This window comes from Flavobacterium psychraerolatum, assembly GCF_025960985.1.
GTDB lineage: Bacteria > Bacteroidota > Bacteroidia > Flavobacteriales > Flavobacteriaceae > Flavobacterium.
In genome coordinates, this window is the sequence record NZ_JAOQMX010000072.1 from 1 (window position 1) to 11,012 (window position 11,012).

The 11,012-nt window shown below is 32.1% G+C and carries 12 protein-coding genes and 1 tRNA gene; 3 read left to right on the plus strand and 10 right to left on the minus strand.

What is annotated here, in order from left to right; translation table 11 throughout:
- Nucleotides 1-110: 110 nt before the first annotated feature.
- A tRNA-Leu gene (locus M2326_RS16970) sits at nucleotides 111-196 on the plus strand.
- A 128-nt stretch (nucleotides 197-324) separates the two neighbouring features.
- On the opposite strand, the gene M2326_RS16975 is transcribed toward M2326_RS16970, so the two are convergent.
- The 7 genes from M2326_RS16975 to M2326_RS17005 all read right to left on the minus strand — a co-directional run bounded on the left by M2326_RS16975 (nucleotide 325) and on the right by M2326_RS17005 (nucleotide 7,503).
- A complete protein-coding gene (locus tag M2326_RS16975; RefSeq protein ID WP_264620738.1) occupies nucleotides 325-1,491 on the minus strand; it encodes an IS256 family transposase in 1,167 nt (388 codons plus the stop codon).
- 222 nt (nucleotides 1,492-1,713) lie between these two features.
- Nucleotides 1,714-2,928 (minus strand): peptidylprolyl isomerase, encoded by a 1,215-nt coding sequence (locus M2326_RS16980; RefSeq protein WP_264620739.1) that lies wholly within the window; start codon nucleotides 2,926-2,928, stop codon nucleotides 1,714-1,716.
- A 25-nt stretch (nucleotides 2,929-2,953) separates the two neighbouring features.
- Nucleotides 2,954-4,063, minus strand: a complete 1,110-nt coding sequence (locus M2326_RS16985; protein ID WP_264620740.1) for a peptidylprolyl isomerase — start codon at nucleotides 4,061-4,063, stop codon at nucleotides 2,954-2,956.
- Between the two features lie 7 nt (nucleotides 4,064-4,070).
- On the minus strand, nucleotides 4,071-4,742 hold the full coding sequence (gene gldI / locus M2326_RS16990; protein WP_264620741.1) for a gliding motility-associated peptidyl-prolyl isomerase GldI: 672 nt from the start codon (nucleotides 4,740-4,742) through the stop codon (nucleotides 4,071-4,073).
- A 6-nt stretch (nucleotides 4,743-4,748) separates the two neighbouring features.
- A complete protein-coding gene (locus tag M2326_RS16995) occupies nucleotides 4,749-5,753 on the minus strand; it encodes a DHH family phosphoesterase (RefSeq protein ID WP_264620742.1) in 1,005 nt (334 codons plus the stop codon).
- A gap of 68 nt (nucleotides 5,754-5,821) precedes the next feature.
- Nucleotides 5,822-7,075: a voltage-gated chloride channel family protein gene (locus M2326_RS17000; RefSeq protein WP_264620743.1), complete on the minus strand. Its 1,254-nt coding sequence runs from the start codon at nucleotides 7,073-7,075 to the stop codon at nucleotides 5,822-5,824.
- Nucleotides 7,076-7,116: 41 nt separating this feature from the next.
- On the minus strand, nucleotides 7,117-7,503 hold the full coding sequence (locus M2326_RS17005; RefSeq protein WP_264620744.1) for a RidA family protein: 387 nt from the start codon (nucleotides 7,501-7,503) through the stop codon (nucleotides 7,117-7,119).
- Between the two features lie 383 nt (nucleotides 7,504-7,886).
- On the opposite strand from M2326_RS17005, the gene M2326_RS17010 reads away from it, so the two are divergent.
- Entirely contained in the window at nucleotides 7,887-8,597 is a 711-nt protein-coding gene (locus M2326_RS17010) for a hypothetical protein (protein WP_264620745.1), read from the plus strand.
- 175 nt (nucleotides 8,598-8,772) lie between these two features.
- On the opposite strand, the gene M2326_RS17015 is transcribed toward M2326_RS17010, so the two are convergent.
- Nucleotides 8,773-9,267, minus strand: coding sequence for a hypothetical protein (locus M2326_RS17015; RefSeq protein ID WP_264620746.1), 495 nt, complete (start codon nucleotides 9,265-9,267; stop codon nucleotides 8,773-8,775).
- 477 nt (nucleotides 9,268-9,744) lie between these two features.
- Here M2326_RS17015 and M2326_RS17020 point away from each other — a divergent pair, with 477 nt between their 5' ends.
- The gene (locus M2326_RS17020) at nucleotides 9,745-9,882 is read left to right on the plus strand and encodes a hypothetical protein (protein WP_264620747.1); all 138 of its coding nucleotides are present in this window, start codon (nucleotides 9,745-9,747) and stop codon (nucleotides 9,880-9,882) included.
- 68 nt (nucleotides 9,883-9,950) lie between these two features.
- Here the strand turns inward: M2326_RS17020 and M2326_RS17025 are convergent, their stop codons facing one another.
- Nucleotides 9,951-10,151, minus strand: coding sequence for a hypothetical protein (locus M2326_RS17025; protein WP_264620748.1), 201 nt, complete (start codon nucleotides 10,149-10,151; stop codon nucleotides 9,951-9,953).
- A 321-nt stretch (nucleotides 10,152-10,472) separates the two neighbouring features.
- Entirely contained in the window at nucleotides 10,473-10,721 is a 249-nt protein-coding gene (locus M2326_RS17030) for a hypothetical protein (RefSeq protein ID WP_264620749.1), read from the minus strand.
- Between the last annotated feature and the right edge of the window lie 291 nt (nucleotides 10,722-11,012).

Genomic DNA, 11,012 nt, shown 5'->3' on the forward strand with positions numbered 1-11,012 from the left:
TAAGCCCGCCTGCGCAGATGGTACTGCAGTTATGTGGGAGAGTATGTCGTCGCCTTTCTTTAGAGAACCCTGATTCATTCGAATCAGGGTTTTTTATTATCACTACTTTTGCTTGGATGGTGAAATTGGTAGACACGCTGGACTTAAAATCCAGTGAACAGCAATGTTCGTGCGGGTTCAAGTCCCGCTCTGAGTACTAAAACTTCAATTTGCTTTTGCTTATTGGAGTTTTTTTTTGCTCAACCTGAAAAGATGGGAGTTAGGCAAGTAATTTAGTTAACCTTAATAGTTAGTGTCTTGAAAAGGTTGTAAAAGTTGTTATTATTAATTTGTTTCTCTTTTTAATTCCTCAACTTGTCTAAAAGTAGTTACAGTGAACTTATATGATTTATGTTCTTTTTCCATAGATACTGCTCCCATTAAAAATAGTACTAATTCAGGACTAGGTATTGCGCCTCTCATTTTTAAAATACTTTTATAATCACGATTTAAACGTTCTATCCAGTTAGTAGAATATATCATCCTTTGTATTGTAATTGGGTAGTTTAAATAAGTAAAATAAGCTGTGTTGCGCTCATTTGAAAATGATTTCAAACTAGGAGAACTTTTTTTATGCTTCTCTACGAATTTACATAAATTTTTAAATGCTTCAACAGGAGCTACATTTTTAGTATCAATAGCAAAAAATTCTAATAACTCTTCGGCGACTTCTAATCTTTTTACTCTAGGGAAAACAGCCAAAATATTACGTTTAATATGTACTACACACAATTGGTTTTTAGCTGTTGGAAAAACTTGTTCTATATCATTTTCTATAGAAGTTAGTCCATCTGACACCACCAAGCCAATAATTTGAACACCTCTGTTCTTTAATGCTTCTAATTCATTTTGCCATAATAATGCTCCTTCAGTTGGATGATTTACAATGCTTAAAACCTCTCTTGATCCATCTTCTTTAACTCCTAGAACCGTATAATATCCTTCCTTGCTAACAGATTTATCTCTACGAGTATGAACGAAAGTAGCATCGATATAAAGCACTAAATAATGTGATTCTAGTTTGCGTTGAAGCCATATAGATACTTCTTCTCGACTATCCTTCATTATGTAGCTTATCTGTTGTTTACTATATTCCTTGCCATAAATTTCCTCGTAGATGTCACTAACTTGTTCTGTTGTTAGCCCTTTTTTGTACAGTGAAAAAATTAACTTTCTATGCTCTTCATCTTCATCGCGTAGGACGTTTAGTAATACAGGGTAAAACGTGCCATTTCTCATTCTGGGCACTTTTAAAACCATTTCTTTTCCGAATCCTCTGGCTTTTCTTAGACGATAACCATTAGCGTAGTCACCTGGGTTCTCTTGTTGATCTAAATGTTTCTCACTTTTCATAAAAGCGTCAAGAGTCATTTGCATAAGTAAATTTGTGCCGTTTTCGGATTTTGCTATCTTCAATAATAATTCCGAAATTTGATCATGTGTAAGGTTCATAAGCTTGTAAGTTTATTGGTAGTAATTTAAAATTACAACTTTTAAACTTTACACAGTTTTTTAGGACAATATCTTGATTCCTTATAAGTATTATCTTAATCACCTAACTAAGTTCTATTTAATTCAGTTATTCTTATATAAAAAAAAACACTTGCAAAAATATGTTTTAGCAAGTGTTTAATTTTTTTATTATGTAAAGTTTCAGTATTAGTAATTATGAAACTATTTTATCATTGGTTTATCTTTAAAAACTTCTATTTCAAAAATAAGTTCTGCATTGGGTGGTATAACACCACCAGCACCACTTTCTCCATAAGCTAAATTTGATGGAATAATTGCAATAATTTTTTCTCCATAAGTCATTGTTTCGATTGCTTCTACAAAACCAGGAATCATGCTGTCTTTTTTACCCACTTCATATGGGAAAGGTTGATATCCGTTTTGAGCGGCACGATTAGGGTTGTGTTGTCCATATTCTTTACTTAACTCTTCATAACTAGTATCGAATAAAGAACCATCTTCTAAATATCCTGCATAATGAAAATATAAAGTAGAGCCTACAATTGGTTTTTCTCCTGTACCTTTATTTATTACTTTGTATGATAACCCAGACGGTGTAGTAGTAGCTGTTTTTTTAACTTCAGCGATGTACAATTTTTTAGCTGCGATTATAGGTGCATATTTTTCTTTGTATGCTTTCTTTTGGTCTTCTATTTTTTGTATTTCTATTTTTCTATTTTCTTCATCGACCAAAGCTTGTTTTTTTTCATCTTCTTCTTTATTATTGAAATAATCTGAAAATACTTTTGGGGCATCAAACTTTTTAGCTTCAGTACCTATTTTTGTTATTGTTATTTTAGTTATGATATCATTTTGAGTTATTTTGTTAACGATATCCATTCCTTGTGTTACATGCCCAAAAATTGTATGCTTTTGATTTAACCAAGGCGTATCTTTGTGTGTTATGAAAAACTGACTTCCATTAGTCTTAGGTCCAGAATTTGCCATTGCTAAAATTCCCCCCTTATCAAATACTAAATCAGGTACAAACTCATCTTTGAAAGAATATCCAGGATCTCCAGCTCCCGTACCTTGTGGGTCTCCAGTTTGAATCATGAAGTCATTAATAACTCTGTGAAATTTTAAACCATTAAAAAATGGCTTACCTTTCAATCTTTCATCTTTTACAAAAGGATTTGTTCCTTTTGCTAAAGAAATAAAGTTCGCAACAGTAACGGGTGTTTTTTTATATTCTAATGAAAGAACAATATTTCCTTTTGGCGTAACAATTGTTGCAAAAATCCCATCTGTTATAATTGGTTTTTTGGAAGTTGCTTTTGTAGTACTAACTGTTTTTTTGTTAGTTGTTGTTTTTGTTATTTGTCCTTGTAAGGAAAAAACTCCTGCGAATAGGAGACATAAAAATTTTAATTTCATTGTACTAATTTTAAGGTCTTTTATTTTATTGTTGATTATCTACTAATTCAATTTCAAAAATGATATTGGCATTAGGCGGAATTACTTCTCCTGCACCACCTGCACCATAAGCCAAGTGAGACGGAATGAATAATACAGCTTTGTCTCCAAAAGATAATTTATTTAATCCTTCAATAAAACCAGGAATCATGCCATCTTTTTTTCCTGCAGTAAAAGGAATTGGAATATATTGATTGGCTTCGGCTCTTGCTGCATCATATTTTCCGAAAGTTTGAGCCACGTTTTCGATACTAGTATCAAATAATTGGCCATCTTCTAGAAATCCAGCATAGTGAATTTGTAATTCAGCGCCTTTAGCGGGTTTTTTTCCTGTTCCTTTTTTAGTAATAACATATTTAAGACCAGTTGATGTTTTTGTTGCCTTTGCTTTCAAAGCATTAAAGTAATTTGTTTTATCTTGTCTCACTTCTTTATATTTTGAGTCAAGAATAGATAATTCAGCAAGTTTTTGTTTTTGTTTAACTGCTTCTACTGAAAAGTAATCATAAAAAGTTTTTTCAGCATTAAATTTCTTAGCTGCTTCCCCTTTTCGAATAATGGTAACTTTTTTGATAAAATCGTTTAGTTGAATTTTATTTACCGTTTCCATTCCGTTATCGACTACATGTCCAAAAATGGTATGTTTTCCGTCTAACCAAGGCGTTGGTAAATGCGTGATAAAAAACTGACTGCTGTTAGTTGATGGCCCATTATTTGCCATGGCTAGTACTCCATTATCCTTAAAACGTAAATCGGTAATTTCGTCTTTAAATTTATATCCAGCATCTCCAGAACCAGTTCCTAGTGGATCTCCTGTTTGTATCATAAAATCATTAATCACACGATGAAACTTTAATCCATCATAGAAAGGTTTGTCTTTTAAGTGATCATTAGTGACAAATTTGTTCTTTCCTTCGGCCAAAGTAATGAAGTTAGCCACTGTAATAGGAGCTTTTGTGTAATTTAATTCTACGATTATTTCCCCTTTACTAGTTTCGATTTTGGCATATAAGCCATCGGGTAAATTACTGTTTTCTTCTTTGCAGGAAACAAAACAAATTGCTAATAGTAGTACGTATAAAATGTTTTTTTTCATTTGTTATTTAATTTAAACTATCTTTTAGTTTTGTGGGTATTTTAGTGGTTTGTACAGAGTTATTATTTTGTTTTTCTGCTTTTTGTTTGGCTTCTAAGTCTCTCTTTATTTTATCAGACTGCTCTTTTTTAAACGCAACTTCAGTTTTAAAATCTCTAAGGTTTACTGTTATTAATAAAGGTGTGTTGGTCCCGATTTTTTTAGTGTCTCCTCGGTAACCATATGCTTTATGAGATGGAAATAGGAAATTAACTTGTTCTCCTCTGTGCATTAATTTGATCCCGTCTCTCAGTCCTATCAAAACATCTTGTTTGTCTACATAATAAGTTTGTGGTCTCAATTCCAATTCTGAATAGATAATATTACCGCTTAAATCCTTAATTTCATACGTAAAAAAGGCAACATCACCTTTTTTTGGAGTAATGGTATCAAGTTCATTTTTTGTTTTATAGCTATACCAATATCCTTTGCTTGATGCGAAATATGGTGTTTTACTATCTTTTTTAATGATGGCTTTTATTTGTTCTTCTTCACTAGCGACAAGTTTCTTGTTTTTATCGATGGATTTTTTCATAAAAGTCCCTGACGAATGGGAAATAGGGCGTCTTACTTCTTGGTTATTTTTACAACTGAAGATGAGTAGTGAAAGAATAACTCCTAGTATGATCTTAATTTTCATGGGGTATTAGTTTAATTGACTAACAATTGATTCGAATTTTTCAATAGTTTCTTTCATAGATACATCTGAACGTCCTCCAGCAGCATTGCGATGTCCACCACCATGAAAATGATCTCTAGCAAATTGATTTACATCAAAATCACCTTGAGAACGGAAAGAAATCTTAATTATCTTCTCTTCTTTATTTTCGATAAAAATAGCAGTTAAATGAATTCCTTTAATACTTAATCCGTAGTTTACTATTCCTTCTGTATCCCCTTTTATATAGTGAAAAGTATCTAATTCCTCTTGTGTTAAGGTTGTGTAAGAAGCATGGTAATCTTCTAGGATTTTCATGTTTTGCAATGCACGCCCTAGTAATTGCAAACGGCTGTAAGAACTATTATCAAAAAGTAAGTTTGGAATTTGAGTATTTTGAACGCCCAAATCTATAAGTGCCGCTACGATTCTATGCGTATTACCTGTAGTTCCGGGGAATTTAAATGATCCCGAATCGGTAAGAATTCCAGTATATATACAGGTACCGATAGTTACATCTATCACTGCTACTTCACCTAATAATGAAATGAAATTATAAATCATCTCACAAGTTGAGCCTATAGAAGTATCGGAATAAACATATGCTGCATAGTCATCTGGTTTTTGATGGTGATCGATCATCACAAATGTTTTAGATAAACCAGCCAAAACCTTTTCCATCTCTTCACCTACACGATGAAACGCATTAAAGTCTAAAGTGAAAATTAGGTCAGCATCATTTAATATTTGTGTACAATTTTCTTTGTCTTTTTCGAAAATTTTAACTGTTTCCGACCCAGGAAGCCAAGCTAGAAAATCAGGAAAATCATTGGGAGCAATTACAATAGCTTCATGATTTAATTGTAATAAAAAATGATAAAGTGCTAGGGTAGAACCCATAGCATCACCGTCTGGTCCACGATGTGGTATAATAGCAATTTTTTTCGGTGTAGCTAATAATAATTGTATGGCTTGAATGTCTTGTATTTTCATAGTGTGCGAAATTACATTTTTTTAATGTAAATTAGGGGTAGTTTATAAAATTATCAGCATTTTAAAAATTAGAGATTTTTGAGATTTCTTCTTCTAAAACGTTCGTATAAGTGGTATTTGGTGCCTTTTGAATTTTGAGAACTATAAATTCCTACTGTACCAGATGCGAGGTAAGCAATACTACAGGTTAGTGCAATATACATTCCGCTTTCGAATCCAAAAAGTTCGATTCCCATGGCTGTACAGGCAATTGGCGTATGCGTTGCGCCAGAGAAAACAGCTACAAAACCCATTCCTGCCAACAAGGCAATTGGAAGCGGAATTACTAATGATAATGCACTTCCCAAAGTTGCACCTACGAAGAAAAGGGGAGTTACCTCTCCACCTTTAAAGCCACAACCTAATGTGAAGCCAGTGAATAATATCTTTAGTAGGAAATCAAAAGCAGCACTTGGATGCGTAAATGCATCTACAATTACTGGAACACCCAGTCCAACAAATTTTTGAACGTCTAGTAATGCAATTGCTAATGCTAAAACTAAGCCACCTATAACGGGACGAAGTGGTGGATAGGATACATATTTTGAAAACATACGACCCCAAAAATGTGTAGTCCTGGAGAATGTCATTGCTGCCAACCCAAAAAGAATACTTGCTAATATACACCACAAAAGAATAGATCCATTCCAAGCAGGGACTTCTGGAATACTATAATGTGTATGTTTGACAGCCCAGAATTCTACGGTGTAATAGGCTATATAGGCCACGATAAAAGAATAAATTACAGTTTTTAAGTTGATTTTGCTACAGTATAATATCTCGATTGCAAAAATAGCTCCTGCCAAAGGAGTACCAAAAATAGAGGCAAAACCAGCGCTAATACCCATTACGATTAATGTTCGGCGTTCTTGGTTCTCTAATTTAAAAAGTATTTTGAATTGGTCTGCTATCGCACCGCCCATTTGAACTGCAGTACCTTCACGACCTGCCGAACCTCCAAAAAGATGGGTTATTAAAGTACCCAAAAGAACAAAAGGGGCCATTTTGAGTGGAATCACCTTGGAAGGTTTATCGTATTCTTCAAGTAGTAAATTATTTCCTTTTACAACTGAGGCTCCGTAGTAATGGTAACCTAGTCCAATGATTAAACCCCCTAAAGGCAAAAACCATATAATCCAAGAATTATGGATTCTAATTTGTGTTACCCATTCTAAGGAAATTAAAAAAAAAGCTGACGATGTACCAGAAAAAATGCCTATCAAAACACAAATGAAAAACCATTTGAGTAGGATAGGCAATGTATATTTGACTTTATCTAACATTAATTTGTTTTTAAAGTAGGTATGCAGTCTAAAAATTTCGTTTATTCAGAAAGAACAGCTGTTAATTCAATTTCAACCAAATATTCAGGAGCAACAAGTTGATTAATTCCGTAAAAACCAGTAGTAGGTTTGATGTCTTTGAAAAAAGTCGCATGAGCAGTAGCAACTGCTTCAAAAGTACTTACATCAGTCGTGAAAATACGAGTACGAATAACATCTTTCATACCTGCATTCAACTCTTCCAATACTTTTTCAACTCTTTCCAAGATATTGAGTGTTTGTGCGTGAGCATCGTCTGCTTTTACGTTTTCACCATCAATAATGGCTACTGTACCCGATACTTCAATAATGTTTCCTATGCGAACCGCACGACAATATCCCATTTTGTCTTCCCAAGGTGATCCTGTAAGTATGTTTTCTCTTTTCATGTTATTTGTTTTAACTTGATTATTAAGTTGTTGTGTATTATAATGTACTTTGGTATATTTTTTGCAATTTATAAAAAAATGTCAAATAACAAACGCTTGATTTCGTTTAAAAAATCATAATTAAAGGGATTATTTTCTAAAGCATAGATTTTTAAATTAGTGAAATAATTAAAAAGGTTACTGACTGATTAAAAGTACTATTCTATACTTATGAATTGGGTCTTTCATCTATGATAGAGATAATTTAAGGCTTCTGAAGCAATATATTTCTAATAAACAAGGTTAATAAAGTAAAGTTAAAGTAAAGTCCAAAAGTTTATTTATAGGCTTGGAGTTTATATTTTTGAAAAAAATCAATAGATTGAGTCATTGAATACTACAATATGAAACAGCTTCTTTTTTTTATTTTTATGTTGGGGATAACTACCACTGGTTATTCACAGTTTGAGCTAGGAAAAACATTCAAGGTGATTCCGCCAAAACCCATTCCGCCTAAGGCGAAAGCTAAAGAAGCGCCCAAAAAACAAGATAATAAAGACCTTTTTGCTGTTATACCTAAAATTGATCCAAAAGATGCAAAACCAATTACAGAAGACCCAACCTACTCTAATGGAATAGAGCCAGAGCCTTTTTCTATGATTATAAAAAAACCTGATTTTGACGATCCAAATGATGCTTTAAGAGATAAGTTGGTGAATAGTTTAGAACAATCATTGGTTAATAGAGGTATGAAAGTAGATCCTAGGTCATTAGTAAGGATTGATGTGAACTTTGGAGATATTCGCACCAAATCAAAATATTTCGATATAAGATGTCGTGATTTTGGAGAAATAGATGGCGACTTAATTAAGGCAACGTTAAACAACCGTGATGTTGAAAGTCGATTGTTACTACAAAATCAATATAAAACCTTTAGAATAACCTTTAAAGAAGGAATCAATACGTTTGAATTAGAAGCGTTGAACAGAGGTACATTAGGAGGAAACACTGCCGAATTTCAAATTTATGATGATGCTGGAAAACTAGTACGATCCGATTACTGGGAAAATTGGGATACTGGTGTAAAAGGGAAATTTATAATAGTGAAAGAATAAGAGTTTTTAAACTACTGGGCAAATAATGATTTATTTGGTATCATTTTGTAGCGTTTTGATAAATATAAATTTACGTGAACAATGAGTTTACTATATAAGATGAATAAAAAAAGGCAGTGCATTTTTATATCATTGCACTGCTCTTTTTATTTTATTGAAAATATGTTTTATATTTTTATTTAGTAGTGGTACTATCAACGCAATTGGTAGCTGTGAATTTATATTTTACATTATCATAATCAATTTTGGTCCCTTTGACAAAATACGAAGCGCCCATTGAAGTAGCAATTTGTCCGTTTCCTAAGATAAGTTCTGTGCCGCGTTTAAGGAAAGCCATTGGGTTTTTGTATGTAATCTTCTTATTATCTCCTTGTATGAATGTATAACTAGCGTATAAGGTGTCTCCACTAAATTTACCGATTATTTCACCCGATTTCTTGGGCATGTTGACAATATTCATCTCCATTGTACCCTTGATTTGTCCGTCTTCCAAAGTATTTATTTGTAAGTCCAAAGTATCCTCTTCATACAGTGCTTTGTAGCATTCGGTACTTACTATTTTTGTAGCTTCAATGGCTTTGTTTTCATCCGTTTTTTCAGCTTCTTTATTTTTACAACTTTGAAACCCAATAGAAAGCAATAGTAAACCCAATAGACCTAGATTTTTCATAATAGAACGATTTAATTAAATTATTGATGTGTTCGTACGTTGTAGCTAAGTTACGAATAAAATCTAAAATTTAAGTAAGTAATAGTGTGTTTTTTTGTCTTGTAGAGACAGGATATTAGTTTTTTATTTTCGCATAAAATTAGCTTTTTTTCGTGCTTTTTAAACCATCTAAGAATTATTAGTGCATCTTAGATCTTGTTGTGCAATATATCTCTAAATAGCAATGCTAGTTATAGCGTGTTTGAATTGACTACAACAAATACTAAGATGTAATAGTCCAATTTGTTCCTACAGTAAGAGTAGTGATTTTGTTGTACATCATGATAAGTTTTTTAGATTACTTCCATTCTCAATTGGGTTCTATTTTGTATTCTATGTTTAAATGGCAGGCAATGTCATTAAGTTGTTTTTTTAAGTTGGGTATGTATTGAATTTTTTCTTTCGGAATAATAAATGATTGCCATCCTTTTCAATCGAATGAAAATATTTGTTGGGATTTCGATTATTTGCTCCAATTCGGTGGTTTTTATTGCACTCACAGAACCGTTGTCTTTGCCGATAATTTCGTCTAAAGTAAAAGTAAGTATCGCTGTTTTACCGAGTCTGTCTTTGTAGTTTTCTTTTATAAAATTATTATAATGATTATTGTAATGGTTTTTTTCTCAGATTGGATAGATAAAAAACTAAAGTACGGCCACCACCAGAAAAATTACTATTAAAAAATAGTCTTCTTGATAAAGGAATAAAAATGCAAAATCGGTATAAATTATAGGTGTAATTATTTTACTTCGAAATCGTTTCTTTTTAATACGAGTAGACTGCGAAGCGATATAGAGTTGGTGTATTAAGAAATCTTTTTCGTCCATTTGGTAGGTAATTGTCATTGTTGTTTGATGAAATTCAATTCAAGGTTTGAAAATAATGAAATTGAAAGAAAGTAACCAAAAAAAATCACCTGTTTTATATTTGGGTAGAAATGGGGAAGTTTATCTATATAATTTTGTTAGTATTATCGTAACCCATTCTTTTTTAACCCAATAATACTGTTTTTAAGTAATTAAACTAGACAAATGCGTTGTAAGGAGAGGTAATAAGGTTAGCTGAATCACTCCTTATTATTGCATCATTAGATTATATGAAATTTTTTGTAAATCATTACATTCAGAATTTTGTTTGCGGGCACAGGTAAATACCTGCGCTAACTATTATCTATAAGCCTGCGCGATCGGGGTAAAATTTATATAAATATGGTCAAACTCTGCGCAAACTAATTCTAATTCATTTAATTTTCTTGCAATTCGTTGACCAATTGAATTTGTATCTTCTGTAGTTTTATAAACATTGCCAATAATTCCATCAAAATCTCCAACGAAATCTTTCGGTTTCATTTCGTTATAAGAATGTCTTTTATTATTCTGTTGGTTGATTTCATTCAGTTTTTCGATAATAGCCACTATCGTTCTTGTATATGCTTGTGAGGTGTTTTAAGTATTAATTTAGCAAATACTAAACGAATAGAAAATTAATTAAGCCCGATAAAATCGAACTGACTTTTTTAATTTTTCCTATATATTTTTTTCTAAATTTTGACCCAATTTTGGTTTAATGCTAAACGAAAATACGATTAAAATAAGGAATTAGATAAAGATCTATTGAGGTAAGCAGTTAGTTACATATAATCTCCTTTTGACAAATATTATCTGCTTTTACCATTCTTTTGATTAAATTATTGAATATTGTGTCTT